General features: G+C 35.1%; 15 protein-coding genes and 1 pseudogene. 8 read left to right on the top strand and 8 right to left on the bottom strand.

Annotation, left to right across the window (positions count from 1 at the left end):
* Nucleotides 1-503, top strand: a pseudogene (locus H280_RS23675) (IS200/IS605 family accessory protein TnpB-related protein); the annotation flags it as partial.
* 105 nt (nt 504-608) lie between these two features.
* On the opposite strand, the gene H280_RS0114800 reads toward H280_RS23675, so the two are convergent.
* The 6 genes from H280_RS0114800 to phaQ form a co-directional block, all read right to left on the bottom strand.
* Nucleotides 609-1,457: a formate/nitrite transporter family protein gene (locus H280_RS0114800; protein WP_020061917.1), complete on the bottom strand. Its 849-nt coding sequence runs from the start codon at nt 1,455-1,457 to the stop codon at nt 609-611.
* Between the two features lie 214 nt (nt 1,458-1,671).
* On the bottom strand, nt 1,672-2,478 hold the full coding sequence (locus H280_RS0114795; protein WP_020061916.1) for a TerC family protein: 807 nt from the start codon (nt 2,476-2,478) through the stop codon (nt 1,672-1,674).
* Between the two features lie 439 nt (nt 2,479-2,917).
* Nucleotides 2,918-3,103: an alpha/beta-type small acid-soluble spore protein gene (locus tag H280_RS0114790; RefSeq protein WP_020061915.1), complete on the bottom strand. Its 186-nt coding sequence runs from the start codon at nt 3,101-3,103 to the stop codon at nt 2,918-2,920.
* 134 nt (nt 3,104-3,237) lie between these two features.
* On the bottom strand, nt 3,238-3,681 hold the full coding sequence (locus H280_RS0114785; protein ID WP_020061914.1) for a MaoC family dehydratase: 444 nt from the start codon (nt 3,679-3,681) through the stop codon (nt 3,238-3,240).
* 101 nt (nt 3,682-3,782) lie between these two features.
* A complete protein-coding gene (phaP, locus tag H280_RS0114780; protein WP_020061913.1) occupies nt 3,783-4,307 on the bottom strand; it encodes a polyhydroxyalkanoic acid inclusion protein PhaP in 525 nt (174 codons plus the stop codon).
* 43 nt (nt 4,308-4,350) lie between these two features.
* Complete coding sequence (gene phaQ / locus H280_RS0114775) at nt 4,351-4,800, bottom strand: poly-beta-hydroxybutyrate-responsive repressor (protein ID WP_020061912.1); 450 nt, start codon at nt 4,798-4,800, stop codon at nt 4,351-4,353.
* 216 nt (nt 4,801-5,016) lie between these two features.
* Here phaQ and phaR point away from each other — a divergent pair, with 216 nt between their 5' ends.
* From phaR to H280_RS0114755, 4 genes are all read left to right on the top strand, one after another.
* Entirely contained in the window at nt 5,017-5,484 is a 468-nt protein-coding gene (phaR, locus tag H280_RS0114770) for a polyhydroxyalkanoic acid synthase subunit PhaR (RefSeq protein ID WP_020061911.1), read from the top strand.
* A gap of 148 nt (nt 5,485-5,632) precedes the next feature.
* Complete coding sequence (gene phbB, locus H280_RS0114765) at nt 5,633-6,376, top strand: acetoacetyl-CoA reductase (protein ID WP_020061910.1); 744 nt, start codon at nt 5,633-5,635, stop codon at nt 6,374-6,376.
* Between the two features lie 367 nt (nt 6,377-6,743).
* A complete protein-coding gene (gene phaC / locus H280_RS0114760; protein ID WP_020061909.1) occupies nt 6,744-7,829 on the top strand; it encodes a class III poly(R)-hydroxyalkanoic acid synthase subunit PhaC in 1,086 nt (361 codons plus the stop codon).
* 286 nt (nt 7,830-8,115) lie between these two features.
* Nucleotides 8,116-9,465 carry a TrkH family potassium uptake protein gene (locus H280_RS0114755; RefSeq protein WP_020061908.1) on the top strand — a complete coding sequence of 450 codons (1,350 nt, stop codon included), beginning with the start codon at nt 8,116-8,118 and terminating at the stop codon, nt 9,463-9,465.
* 42 nt (nt 9,466-9,507) lie between these two features.
* On the opposite strand, the gene H280_RS0114750 is transcribed toward H280_RS0114755, so the two are convergent.
* Nucleotides 9,508-9,843, bottom strand: coding sequence for a DUF3905 domain-containing protein (locus H280_RS0114750; protein WP_020061907.1), 336 nt, complete (start codon nt 9,841-9,843; stop codon nt 9,508-9,510).
* A gap of 418 nt (nt 9,844-10,261) precedes the next feature.
* Between H280_RS0114750 and H280_RS26160 the strand changes: the two genes are divergently transcribed.
* Nucleotides 10,262-10,414, top strand: a complete 153-nt coding sequence (locus H280_RS26160) for a hypothetical protein (protein ID WP_020061906.1) — start codon at nt 10,262-10,264, stop codon at nt 10,412-10,414.
* Nucleotides 10,415-10,444: 30 nt separating this feature from the next.
* Here the strand turns inward: H280_RS26160 and H280_RS0114740 are convergent, their stop codons facing one another.
* The gene (locus tag H280_RS0114740) at nt 10,445-12,211 is read right to left on the bottom strand and encodes a B12-binding domain-containing radical SAM protein (protein ID WP_020061905.1); all 1,767 of its coding nucleotides are present in this window, start codon (nt 12,209-12,211) and stop codon (nt 10,445-10,447) included.
* Nucleotides 12,212-12,384: 173 nt separating this feature from the next.
* Between H280_RS0114740 and H280_RS26755 the strand changes: the two genes are divergently transcribed.
* Nucleotides 12,385-12,507 (top strand): hypothetical protein, encoded by a 123-nt coding sequence (locus tag H280_RS26755; RefSeq protein WP_268865079.1) that lies wholly within the window; start codon nt 12,385-12,387, stop codon nt 12,505-12,507.
* 155 nt (nt 12,508-12,662) lie between these two features.
* The gene (locus H280_RS0114730) at nt 12,663-13,292 is read left to right on the top strand and encodes a class II aldolase/adducin family protein (RefSeq protein ID WP_020061903.1); all 630 of its coding nucleotides are present in this window, start codon (nt 12,663-12,665) and stop codon (nt 13,290-13,292) included.
* The last annotated feature ends 102 nt before the right edge of the window (nt 13,293-13,394 follow it).

Raw genomic sequence — 13,394 nt, 5'->3', positions numbered from 1 at the left:
AACAACTTCTTGATTTGATTCGTACATTTGAAAGTGCTAAACGTTATAGTTTTAATCGTTTAACAGAAGGACATCACGATAAAGAATTGATCAAGAAATTACAACATGTGTATTCCTTAAATAAACGTTATTGTGAAGATGCAGTTTTACAAGCACAAACCATCATTTCCTCTCAAAAAGAGCTCCTTCCTGTTTATGTAGAAAACACTCAAAAAAAGTTAGAACAAACCATACAAAAAATAGAAGAGTATGAAAGTGGTAGAAAAAGGCCCAAAAAGGTACCATTAGACGTTTGTTTAAACGGTTTGCGAAAGCGAAAACAAAAATTAGAACAAAAAATTACGATGTATGAAACGCATATTGCAAACGGTACATTACCGCCTGTTATTTTTGGTGGTCGAAAAGCCTTTTATGAACGCATGAAACAAAACATTTCCAATCAAGAATGGAAAGATTTACGGACACGGCAATTGTATTCAAGAGGTGACAAAAGTAAAAAAGGAAAAGAATCTGGAGAAATTTCTTCAACTATTATGATTAAACGTGTTGGAAGTTACTAAAAAAACATGCATTCCAATCAATTTGGAACGCATGTTTTCGACGTGTGCTTATTTTACATGTGCTGGTAATGGGATAATTTCTTCTGTTTGTATGGAATCCATTTCTGTTTTTACAGATTCTGTTTCACTTTTTGTTTTAGTCAAATAATGATACACCATACCGACAAATACAGATCCACCAATTATGTTACCGATTGTAACTGGAATTAAGTTATGAATTGCATTCGCAAAAGAAATTGTATCAGGATGTGGAACAAGTAGAGCAATTGAAAATAGTGACAAATTTGCGATGCTATGTTCATATCCTGATAAGAAGAAAGCAAATACAAGAAACATCATTACAAGTATTTTAGCTGTATCTCCTTTTACTTGAGATGGAAGAAAACATGCAAGACAAACAAGCCAGTTACATAAGATAGCTTTGAAAAATAAGTGTATTGTTGATGCGCCCATCTTTCCTGCGACAACTTCATTTAATAAGTGATTGTGACTTATCGTTTCAAAAATACCAGTTGCATAAAAGAGTGCTGCGAAAAATACTGCCCCTACTAAGTTTCCTAGATAACAAGCACCCCAGTTGCGAAGTGTATCAACAACAGTTGTTTCTTTTCGTAAAGTTGAAATGGTGAAATACATTGTATTTCCTGTAAATAATTCAGCTCCGCCATATATGATTAAAATAAGTGCGACTCCAAAAAATGAAGAAGATGCTAAATATGTTGCAGGTGAATGTGCATCATGAAAGAAATTTCCTAATTTAAAACACACTACAATAACAAAGCCGATATAGATACCAGCTAGCGCTGCTCGAAGAAAGTATTCCATCGGATTGTTATTTAGCATTTTTGTCTTTTTCTTTGCGAGTTGTATAACGTAATCTACTCCTTGTTCTAGCATAAAACATTACGCTCCTTCAATACATCAATTATTAATATTCTTTATATGAATAAAGTACACGTATTTGCTCTTACTTTCAATAAGTTTGTGCAATATTTCACAAAAAGGACACCTTTTTTAATGAAAGCGTTAACAAAAAGTTGTATAATATAATACATTTTCAATAATTGAGAAACCGCACCTATTTTTGAAGAAAAAAGAAAAAGCGCTGAGATTACAGCGCTTTTTCATTATATTGTTTTGAATCTTGTTGTACGCTTGGATTTATTTCTTTTGATAAGAACCAACCACCTGCACCAATTGTAAGCAATACACCCCAAAATATAATTTTCCAAGTAGTTGATTCTGGGAATTCATGTGGAATGATACCTAATGCAGGGTGAGCTAACGTATAGACTGCTAATTTTACACCAACCCAACCTACAATCATGAATGCAGCAGTTTCTAATCCAGGTTTACGTTGCAGTAAATTTACGAAAGCGGATGCGGCAAAGCGCATAATAATTAATCCAATCATACCACCTGCGAAAATAACAGCAAATTGTCCGATATCAAGTTCGCCAATTGTACCAAGGTTTGTTTTCGGTAATGTCATTGCTAATGCAACCGCTGCTAAAATAGAGTCAACAGCAAACGCAATATCAGCAACTTCTACTTTGAATACAGTCCACCAAAAGTTTTCTTGTTTTTTCTCTTTTTCTTTTTTCTCTTTTTCTTGATGAGTTTCATTCTTTTTAACATACGTTTTTACAAGGTGATTCACAGCGATAAACATTAAATAAACAGCACCAATTGCTTGTACTTGCCATACATCGACAAGAAATGAAATCATAAACAATGATCCAAAGCGGAATACGAATGCACCTGCAAGTCCGTAAAATAAAGCTTTTTTTCGTTTTTCTTCCGGTAAGTGTTTTACCATGATTGCAAGAACAAGTGCATTATCCGCTGCTAAAATTCCTTCCAAAGCGACTAAAATAAGTAATACCCAACCATACTGCAATAATAAAGATAGTTCCATTTACATTCTCCTCTCGTTTGTATAAGCGCTAAACAAAAAGAAGAAAATTCCCCATTGTTTAGCTTCACCAAAAATCAGCTCTATTAACGGCGGAGGAATTTAGAAATGAATGCAAAAAAGACCTCTGCCGTTAATAGGCAAAGGTCTTGCTAGACATATGTAATAAACTATGCCAACAAAGCCGGAGGAACATAGTTCCACGTAATGACGACTTTGTTTCAGAGAATATTTTCTCTGACGCTACTCCCCTTTGGAAATATGCTATTACGTAAAGTATATAAGTAATAGTATAGTCTGTCAACTCGTTATAAGGTTTTTGTGTGAATATTTCATTGTTGTACTTTCTACGAGGAGAGGAAAGTGCTGATGGGTGGTGGAGAGTTGTAAATAGTAAAGAGGCAGAGAATATCTGCCTCAAATCCATTGTTTATTTTATTTATTATCCACGTAACTGTTGTTGTGCAAGGGAAACGAGACGTTTTGTTACTTCGCCGCCGACAGATCCATTTGAACGAGAAGCTGTGTTCGATCCTAGATTCACACCAAATTCTTGTGCAATTTCATACTTAAACTGTTCTAGTGCTTGTTCAGCACCAGGAACAAGTAATTTATTTGTTTTCGCCATAGTATAAACTCCCTTTTTTCATTTTCAGCTTATAACAGCTGATGATGTTATTGTATGTGTTTGAATTTCACTCATACGCGGAAGTAATCGGAGAGACTAACAGTTCTTGGATGAAATGAAAAAGAGTAGCAGCGCTACTCTTTTTTCATAACGGTTGCTGTACCTTCTACAACAACTTTATTGTATTGATTATATATGTTTGTTTGTAAGGTAATAATTCTTTTATCATCGCGTTTTTCAATGACTTCAGCGATAACACGTAGTGTATCTCCGATTTTTACAGGGGCACGGAATGCGATATTTTGTGATAAATAAATGGTGTTTTTTCCAGGAAGCTTTGTGCCAAGTATTGTTGAAATAAAGCTAGAAACGAGCATACCATGAGCAATGCGTTCTTTAAACATCGTTGTTTTGGCAAAAGAATCAAGGAGATGAATGGGATTTACATCGCCCGTAAGTTTTGCAAATGTAATAATATCTTCGTTTGCAATCGTTTTTGTTAAAGAAGCTTGATCCCCTACGTGAATGTCATCATAATAAAGCTCATGAACCGATTCTGCTTCTCGAAAAGGATTCATTTCTTCCTCCTTCTTTTCCATGTTGAAAAATGTGAGCCATCCAGATGCAAAGGGGGAAAGAAAAGAAAGAGTATTTTTTGCAGTTAGTTGCCACATTTTTCTTACTTCATGGAAGTAAATAGATTTTTTGAGTTTTCCTCGAACTTTTTTACGAGGTCTAGTTGCATGGATTTGAATTCTTCTAAAAAACTTTCCATTTTCTTTTGAACCTCTTCACGTTGTTGTTGTTGTTGGCTAATTAGTTGCTTCACTGCTTCTTCGAACTGTTCGCTTGTTTGTGAAAGTAAAGATAGAGATGTTTTTGTTGGAGACACAGTGATCTGTTGCATCTGATTGGAAAGTTCATTCCATTTTTCGTGCCATCCATCCATTTGTTCATTAAAGGAATTTCCGGCGAATTGCTTTACATATTCAGTATATTGTGTGTTTGCTTGTGCTGAAAATTGCTGGATTTCTTTTTCGATTTCCTTCGTACTTTCTGTTAATTTATGCAAAGCTTCCTGCTGATGTTTCAACGTTTCTAATGTAAGTTGTTCCATTTGTTTTCCCGCTGAAGAGAAAAGGGAAAGAGAGTGTGACCAATTTTTCCAGAATGCATCAACAAGTTCGTGTGGTTTCGTTTCCATGACTTGACCTCCAAATAAAATTTTTACATATTGTGAACGCAGATTAATCTGCTGTATCACCAGAAGTTGATGAAGACTTTTCATCCTTTACTGAAACCGTGGAAAATGGGAAGAATGCATTTGTGTATAGGTTAAAAAATGTACGAAGCATCTGTTGGTATTGTTCAAATGACGTAGCGCATGAAGTTAAATATTCCTCTCCATATTCCGTTAAAGAATAAATTCGTTTTGCTGGACCTCCTTCACTTGTATCCCAAGTGGAAGATATGAGGTTTTCTTTTTCTAACTTTCGCAAAGTCCTATATACATTACCTTGATCAATAGAAGAAAAGCCAATATCCATTAGCATTTGAATGAGTTTGTAACCGTGAAGACTCCAGTCTTTAAGACAGAGAAGCAGGAATGGAACTAAGAAGTTTTTTGGCATGGAGTTTGGTTGTTTCGTTTGGGACGTTTCCAAACTTTCTTTTTTTTCTGGTTCATTTTGTAGCATGATTGTGCATCACCTCATGAATCAGTTAATTGGGATTTTTTTCTTATATGTGCAATTTACACCTATCTGTATTTTTTGTCAATTCATTTTTTTGAAAATAGAAAAAATAAATACACCCTTGAACTTTTAGTTAGAATATTGGAAAATAATGAATAGATTGAATTATTTCAATTGTTTGTATCGATTTCGATAACGAAATGAAGGAGTGTAGGAGAATTGATTGAACAAAAACTCGATCCACTACAGGCTTGGAAGGAAGTTTACGAACAGACAGAAAAGTTTTGGGGAAAAACGCTTAATGAAACAGTCAAGACAGAAGAGTATTCTGCATGGATGGGAAGCGTTTTAGATTTGAACTTGTTTTATCAAAAGATGATGAACGATGCAACGAAAGGGTATTTAGAGAAAGTAAATATCCCAACGCAAGAAGATATTGCGCGAGTTGCTTCCCTTGTTATTAATTTAGAAAACAAAGTTGACAATATTGAAGAGTTTTTAGAGGAAAATACAGAATCCCTCGGACAATCACCTACAATAAAACGTGATGTAACAAAAGTGAAACAAGATATTCGGACACTAGAAAATAAATTAGATAAAATTTTAGAGTTATTAGAAGGGCAGAATGCAATATTAGAAAAACTACAAATGCCAGCTGTACAAGCGAAACAAGATCCAAAAAAATAATTTCGTTAAATATATATTCGTTCAGAAAGCGTAAGGGCCTTTCTAGGGCGATATATTATTTATAAATGTATACATGCATTATGCGGTGTACATCTAAGCGAAATCCATCCATCATGTAGCCGCAAATTAAAACAAAGGGGGAGCAAAAATGGCTCAATTACATGGAAAAGTAGCAATTGTAACGGGTGGAGCAAAGGGGATTGGAAAGGCAATTACAGTGGCACTAGTAGCAGAAGGTGCAAAGGTAGTAATTAACTACAATAGCAGTAAAGATGCTGCGGAGAACCTTGTAAATGAGCTAGCAAAAGAAGGACATGATGTGTATGCTTGTCAAGCAGATGTTTCTAAGTTAGAAGATGCAAAGCGTCTTGTAGAAGAAACAGTACAGCACTTTGGAAAAGTGGACATTTTAGTTAATAATGCTGGAATTACGAGAGATCGTACATTTAAAAAGTTAAATCGTGAAGATTGGGAGCGCGTTATCGATGTGAATTTAAGCAGTGTATTTAATACAACAAGTGCTGCACTTCCATACATAACGGAAGTTGAAGAGGGGCGAATTATTAGTATCTCTTCTATTATTGGCCAAGCTGGTGGATTTGGACAAACAAATTATTCAGCTGCAAAAGCTGGTATGATTGGATTTACAAAATCACTAGCATTAGAACTTGCAAGAACAAATGTAACAGTAAATGCGATTTGCCCAGGCTTTATTGATACAGAGATGGTAGCGGAAGTTCCAGAAAATGTTCGCGAGCAAATTGTAGCGAAAATTCCAAAGAAACGTTTCGGTCAAGCTGATGAGATTGCAAAAGGTGTTGTATACCTTTGCCGAGATGGTGCGTACATTACAGGTCAGCAATTAAATATTAATGGCGGTTTATATATGTAATCTAACAACAAAGAAGTGCATGTCTATGATAGGTATGCACTTCTTTCTTTCGAAAAGAGTAACTACTAAGTCACTCTATGAAAAACCGACAGAAAAGCATTTTTTTAAGTGGCCCTGAGGGACTGGCTATGTATAGGAGCGGACAGGGCCTTTTCCTGCCACGTGCAAAGTTTTAAAACAAAGAAAGGTAGCAAAGTGTAGGTCCATTTTTATCTTCATGACAGCAATCTATATGCTGAAAAATGAAAATAACTTGCTATAGGTAATAAGGAGGTTTCGCTGGAATCATACTCCTTACCAAACTTCTAAATGAAGTGTATGACTGAGTAGTTACCGAAAAGAAATATAAAACAAAGGAGTTGTGAACATGACAATGCTCAGAGCAGAATGGGAAAAACAATTAGAGTTGTATCCAGAGGAATATCGAAAAGCATATCAACGCTTTAGACGAGCAAGTGAAGTGTTACTTCGTGAGCCAGAGCCGCAAGTAGGCTTAACGCCGAAAGAAGTGATTTGGACGAAAAATAAGACGAAGTTATATCGTTACATTCCGAAGAAAGAAAAGACGCATTCTGTTCCTATTTTGTTAATTTATGCTCTTATTAATAAGCCTTATATTATGGATTTAACGCCAGGGAATAGCTTAGTGGAATATTTAGTGGATCGTGGTTTTGACGTGTATATGCTAGACTGGGGAACATTTGGTTTAGAAGATAGTCATTTGAAATTTGATGATTTTGTTCTCGATTACATTGCAAAAGCTGTGAAAAAGGTACTGCGTACAGCAAAGGCAGAAGAAATTTCTTTGCTTGGTTATTGCATGGGAGGAACATTAACGTCTATTTACGCTGCACTTCACCCACATATGCCAATTCGTAATTTAATTTTTATGACGAGCCCATTTGACTTCTCTGATACCGGATTATATGGACCGCTATTAGATGAAAAATATTTTAACTTAGATAAAGCGGTAGATACATTTGGAAATATCCCTCCGGAAATGATTGATTTTGGAAATAAAATGTTAAAGCCAATTTCAAATTTTGTCGGTCCTTATGTAGCACTTCTTGATCGTTCAGAAAATGAGCAGTTTGTAGAAAGTTGGAGATTAGTTCAAAAATGGGTCGCAGATGGAATTCCGTTTCCGGGAGAAGCATATCGTCAATGGATTCGAGAATTTTATCAAAAAAATAAGCTAGTGAAAGGTGAGCTTGTGATTCGCGGTCAACAGGTTAAGTTGGAAAATATTAAGGCAAACGTATTAAATATTTCTGCGAAACGTGATCATATTGCACTTCCATGTCAAGTGGAAGCTTTATTAGATCATATTTCGAGCGTAGATAAGCAGTATGTATGTATTCCAACGGGGCATATGTCAATTGTATACGGCAAAACAGCGGTAAAGCAAACATATCCAACAGTTGGGAATTGGCTTGAAGAACGCTCAAACTAGGAATGGATAGGGATAAAAAAATCCAGTTAGTTAAAACTAGCTGGATTTTTTTATCCTGCATTAAGAGACAGTGACCCCCACTGATTGAAGTTTCACTTTGTGGAGCAGCAAGAGCATGCAACTGTTACAGAGCATATTGGTCATACTGCCTATTGCTCGAACGTTAAAAATTGTCTATTCCTTGTTATGAAATGTTGTAAAATGATATGATATGTGGTGTGTTCATTATTTATAGTAGCTTGAATTTTAAAGCATTTTACGCAAAAAAAGTTAAAGAAGTGATGGAATGAAAGTTATTAAAAATTGGTTGCGACGTTTAAGGCCAGTGCAGCTCATCGCTGTATTTTATGGCATTGCTGTAATTATATCGGTAATATTATTAAGCATGCCATTTGTTTTAAAACCAGGAGTGAAATTGCCATTTATTGATGCTTTATTTGTATCTGTTAGTGCTGTAAGTGTAACAGGGTTATCTACTGTGTCGATTCCCGATACATTTAGTACAGCAGGTATTGTGATATTAGCACTTGTTTTACAATTAGGCGGACTTGGCATTATGGCACTTGGTACGTTTGTTTGGATGATTACAGGGAAGAAAATAGGTTTGCAGCAGCGGCGATTAATTATGGCAGATCAAAATCAAGGGAATTTAGCAGGGCTTGTTCAGTTAATGCGCTCGATTTTAATATTGATTATTTCAATTGAGGTGCTTGGTGCGCTTTTATTAGGAACAAGATTTTTACATTACTTCCCTAGCTGGAAGGAAGCGTATTTTCATGGTTTTTTTGCATCTGTTAGTGCAACAACGAATGGTGGATTTGATTTGACGGGCGAATCGCTTATACCGTACCAAGAAGATTATATTGTACAAATTATCCATATGTTCCTCATTATTTTAGGAGCAATTGGTTTCCCTGTATTGATTGAGATAAAGCAATATATGAGTAGAAAGAAAGATAAATTATTTCGCTTTTCTTTATTTACAAAACTTACAACGACAACGTTCTTTTCTTTAATCGTTATTGGAACAATCGTTATTTTTTTGTTAGAATGGAGTCATTTTTTGCATGGGAAATCATGGGATGAAATGCTGTTTTATACATTGTTTCAATCTGTTACAACAAGAAGTGGTGGTTTAGCAACGATAGATATTCAAGAATTTTCACCGCCGACACTATTTTTTATGAGTATATTAATGTTTATTGGAGCTTCGCCAAGTTCTGTTGGCGGCGGCATTCGTACAACAACATTTGCCGTTAGTATCCTCGTATTGTATAACTTTGCAAAAGGTAGTAGAAACGTACGTGTATTCGGAAGACAATTACATGAAGAAGATATTATAAAATCGTTTGTTGTTACATTGATGGGTGCATTGCTATGCGCGGTGGCGATATTTATTTTATGTATAACAGAACCATTTCCATTATTGAACCTCGTCTTAGAAGTGTGTTCAGCATTTGGAACAACTGGATTATCGACTGGAATTACATCAGAACTCACAACAATTGGAAAGTTAATATTAATTGTGCTTATGTTTATTGGGCGGATTGGTATTTTAACGTTCATATTGGTAATTGGGGGCAGAGAGAGACCTCCTCGATATAAATATCCGAAAGAGCGGGTTATTATTGGATAAGAAAAGCGATTCTATCTTTTAAAATAGAATCGCTTTTCTGTATTAATCATTAATGCCAAACTGTGGATGCATAAAAATATCTTCTGCATCATTATTGTTTTTGGATAGTAATTCTTGGTTTTCTTCAGCAATCCAACCGATATCATTCGTTGGATGCACCCATTGGTCTCCGGACATAATAGCAGGATCGATATCATCGCTCCAATGATTTAGAGGGCTATTTTCTGAATTATATTGGCTATCGCCAATAACCACGTCATATTCATTAGTGAATGGTTGCTGCATTGTGATGCCAGTTCCTTTAAACGACGGGAAATTCATTTGATGCGGAATGGTTTCATCAAGAATGGGAGAGTCGATTGGTTGCTTTTTCTTCACATTCATCGCTCCTTGTTTTTAAGGTATATAAATCAATTTTAATCTTTCGACATATAAGTTGCTGTTATGCAGACTGCAACACGACCTGCACTCGCTTGCACCCTTTGTTTTAAAACATCGCATGTGGCAGGAAAAGGCTCTGACCGCTTCTATGCACGGCCAGATGCTCTCGTCCTCTCCTGAAAAGAAAGAGGTTTTTATGTCGTTTTTTTAATTTGGACATATATAGAAAGGATTGACCTTTCTGTTATATAGCATTTCCTCACATTGCGTATTCGCAACTTGTTAACAGTTACCATCTATAGAGTAGAGTTTTGCTGTACATATTAGTATTACAAGCATTATATAAATGCAAATTGAAAAGCGACATATCCCTGATTGTGGGACACCTTATATAAAGGATTAAGGAGTGTTTCGTATGGTAAAACGAAAAGTAAAGCATAACGCGGCTGCAAGGAACAATCAAACTCCAAAAGAGAGTTTACCGGATGCAGAATTTGCAGTTGAGTATGAAAATGAAAGCTCTGCAAAATATGCAAATCGTAATTCAAAAAAAGGCAAGAAAAAATGAGGCGTTCATAAACGTCTCATTTTTTTATACTTATATTAAATTTGAAAATGTGCTTTCATCGGCTGCGTATAATTTGCATTGTGTTGTTTTCGGATTGTAGTAAGCTACAAGGATAGAAGGATTAGAAATTATTTTACCATGCTTCATGTAATGGTGGTAATCAAATGGTATATTCTCTACAATCGTGTGTTTATACAAGTCTTTTTCTGCTAATTGAAGAGCAGCAAACTTATCTCCTAGAATGTTTGGATGTTCTAGAATTCCTTTATAGTAGGCATTTACCTCTTCTTTTTTCCTTTGTTCTGTTGTCCATGATTTACGCGGACGATATTTATGATTTTGTAAATAATCGATTGTCATTAAACCTTTAATGATAGGAAGATTCGCAGTATTTCTTGATTGTAAAAATTGATACAGGCGTTGGAATAAATCTTCTAGTTGATGTCCAATTCGTATCCACCCTTGTGTATCCCAGTAAGAGCCAAATTCTTGGAAGAAGTCAAAAGGTGTATCAAATGCATGGGATACGATATATGACACAGTGTTGTCCGTACGATGGGCATTCCAATATTTTTCTAAGACATCTTCAACTTGTTTAATTCGAATAATATCATCAAATGATAGTACATTATTTCCAAGCATTTCATACGGTGCATTCTCCATATATATATATTGATGATCATTTGCTCGCAGGCGAAGTCCTGTACCACGCAGTAACTTTAAAAAGCCAAGTTGTAATTCTTCTGGTCTTAACGCAAAGACATCATTAAATGTTTTTCGGAAGGATTGATAGTCCTCTTCAGGAAGTCCGGCAATTAAGTCTAAATGTTGATCGATTTTCTGTCCATCGCGAACCATTGTAACGGTTCTTGTCAATTTTTCGAAGTTTTGACGTCGTTTTACAAGGTCGTTTGTTTGATCATTTGTAGATTGTACACCGATCTCAAAGCGGAACAAACCTGGAGGAGCATGTGTATTTAAAAATTCAATGACTTCAGGTCTCATAATATCGGCTGTAATTTCAAATTGAAATACAGTTCCATCTACGTGTTCATCAATTAAAAATTGAAACATTTCCATTGCGTAGCTACGACTAATGTTAAAAGTACGATCGACGAATTTAATAAGACGTGCACCATTTTGCATTAAATAGCGAATATCTTCTTTAATGCGTTCACGATCGAAGTAACGGACGCCGACCTCAATAGAAGATAAGCAAAATTGACAGCTAAACGGACAACCACGGCTCGTCTCGATATAGGTAATGCGTTTACTTAAATGTGGAATATCTTCCGGGAAACGATATGGAGATGGTAATTCTTTTAAATTTAGTTTCTCACGTTGTGGTTTGATTACATAGTTACCATCATCTTTTCTGAATCCAATACCGTCAAGGTTTTCAAATTGTTGTGTACCTTGTATTTCAAATAGAAGGTTTTTTACAGCAATTTCGCCTTCACCGATAATAATAAAATCAATTTCAGGAACACGCTTGAGCCAATAGGGCACATCGTATGTAACTTCTGGCCCACCAACAAAAATAATAAGATTTGGATTAATCTTTTTAAGCATTTGAATGACTTCAATTGTTTCTTCTATGTTCCAAATATAACAGCTAAATCCGATTACATCAGGTTTGCGCCTATGTAAATCTGTAACGATATTCATGGCAGGATCGTTAATCGTATATTCAGCCATCTCAAGATCAAATTCTGGCTGGGCATATGCCTTAATATAACGAATTGCTAGATTTGTATGAATGTATTTTGCGTTTAACGTACTAATAATAATGTTCATATTTTTATCCTCAACTTTAATTTAAAATTACATTGTTTAGTATAGGCATATATATGGAAAAAAACAACACTCACAAGAAGTTGAATTTACAAAAAAAAGGACACTTTTTCTCTTACTGCTCATATAATTTACCAATAGAAAAAAAGTTGGTTAAAGGAAAGAAGGGAGCAGAGGTGAAGAAAAGAGTGCATGAGAAGATCATTTTATATGCATATATACTGCGTAAATTACGCATTATTAATGAACAAGAGAAGAATGCTATGCTGCAAATTATGATAAATAAAAGAGCTCTATAATAAGGGCTCTTTTTATTTTGATAAAGTTTAGGGAACACGGCAAAAGCATATTGACAAAAAGGTGTTCTCATGTGATAATTCAATTAAATTTTTAGAATTATCAAAAAATATTGCCTTTACATAGAAATAGAAGATAACAATACGGGGGTGACAATGTGTTATTGTTTTTGAAAAAATGGAAAGAATTACGGGATATTAAGATGGAATTGGCTCTTCGCGATTGGTTTTATGGGACAAAAATTAGTTTATCAATGCGTACGTCCGAAGATCCGCTTACGTTTTTAGTTAATATAGAAGGAAAAGATAAAGGACTATTTGTAGAAGATGATTTTATTGTAGTTAATAGTACATGTGAACCGGTATTTGCGTTCGATGAGAAACCGGCTTCTGAATCATTTATGCACGCAGATATTTATAAGAAAAGTCAGGCAGAATGTATTTTACAAGTACAAACAGTTGATAGTCACCTAATGTCGGAGTTATATGGAAAAGAAGGAGAAGTAACATTTGAACAGAGAAATGTAGAACGTGTTTTTGGAAAAGAAGGAATTACAAGTATTACAATTCCAATCGTAGAAGATGAAAGTAACTTTGCGAATTTGTTAGAAGAGAGTGTGCCTTGCTTTACAAAAGGAGGCGGAGCTGTGCTTGTTCACAATTATGGATTACTTGTTTGGGGAACAACGCCAGAAGAAACGAAAAAATGGTTAGAGGGATTAGAGTATTTAATGAATTACCACGTAAAATTGTTAATGATTAAAGGAACAAAAAGTTCGGTGATGTAATCGAAGGATCTCTTTAGGTAGAAGTACCTAAAGAGAATTACAAACTGTTAGGGAGTAATTCAAAAAAATGAAAGCGTTTTACTCATGAAGTTTTACTCATAA

Origin of the sequence: Bacillus sp. 123MFChir2, from assembly GCF_000383235.1 — a bacterium.
GTDB lineage: Bacteria > Bacillota > Bacilli > Bacillales > Bacillaceae_G > Bacillus_A.
The sequence above is the reverse complement of the archived record's forward strand: the minus strand, read 5'-3'. Positions and strand labels throughout refer to the sequence as shown.

What these genes read in the sequence shown, in the direction of transcription:
- phaQ (WP_020061912.1), bottom strand. Translation starts at nt 4,800, where the DNA reads ATGCTACAAAATGAACCAGAAAAAAAAGAAAGTTTGGAAACGTCCCAA.
- H280_RS0114755 (WP_020061908.1), top strand. Translation starts at nt 8,116, where the DNA reads ATGAAAGTTATTAAAAATTGGTTGCGACGTTTAAGGCCAGTGCAGCTC.
- H280_RS0114790 (WP_020061915.1), bottom strand. Translation starts at nt 3,103, where the DNA reads ATGGCGAAAACAAATAAATTACTTGTTCCTGGTGCTGAACAAGCACTA.
- phbB (WP_020061910.1), top strand. Translation starts at nt 5,633, where the DNA reads ATGGCTCAATTACATGGAAAAGTAGCAATTGTAACGGGTGGAGCAAAG.
- H280_RS0114800 (WP_020061917.1), bottom strand. Translation starts at nt 1,457, where the DNA reads ATGCTAGAACAAGGAGTAGATTACGTTATACAACTCGCAAAGAAAAAG.
- H280_RS0114740 (WP_020061905.1), bottom strand. Translation starts at nt 12,211, where the DNA reads ATGAACATTATTATTAGTACGTTAAACGCAAAATACATTCATACAAAT.
- H280_RS26160 (WP_020061906.1), top strand. Translation starts at nt 10,262, where the DNA reads ATGGTAAAACGAAAAGTAAAGCATAACGCGGCTGCAAGGAACAATCAA.
- phaC (WP_020061909.1), top strand. Translation starts at nt 6,744, where the DNA reads ATGACAATGCTCAGAGCAGAATGGGAAAAACAATTAGAGTTGTATCCA.
- H280_RS0114785 (WP_020061914.1), bottom strand. Translation starts at nt 3,681, where the DNA reads ATGAATCCTTTTCGAGAAGCAGAATCGGTTCATGAGCTTTATTATGAT.
- phaP (WP_020061913.1), bottom strand. Translation starts at nt 4,307, where the DNA reads ATGGAAACGAAACCACACGAACTTGTTGATGCATTCTGGAAAAATTGG.
- H280_RS0114795 (WP_020061916.1), bottom strand. Translation starts at nt 2,478, where the DNA reads ATGGAACTATCTTTATTATTGCAGTATGGTTGGGTATTACTTATTTTA.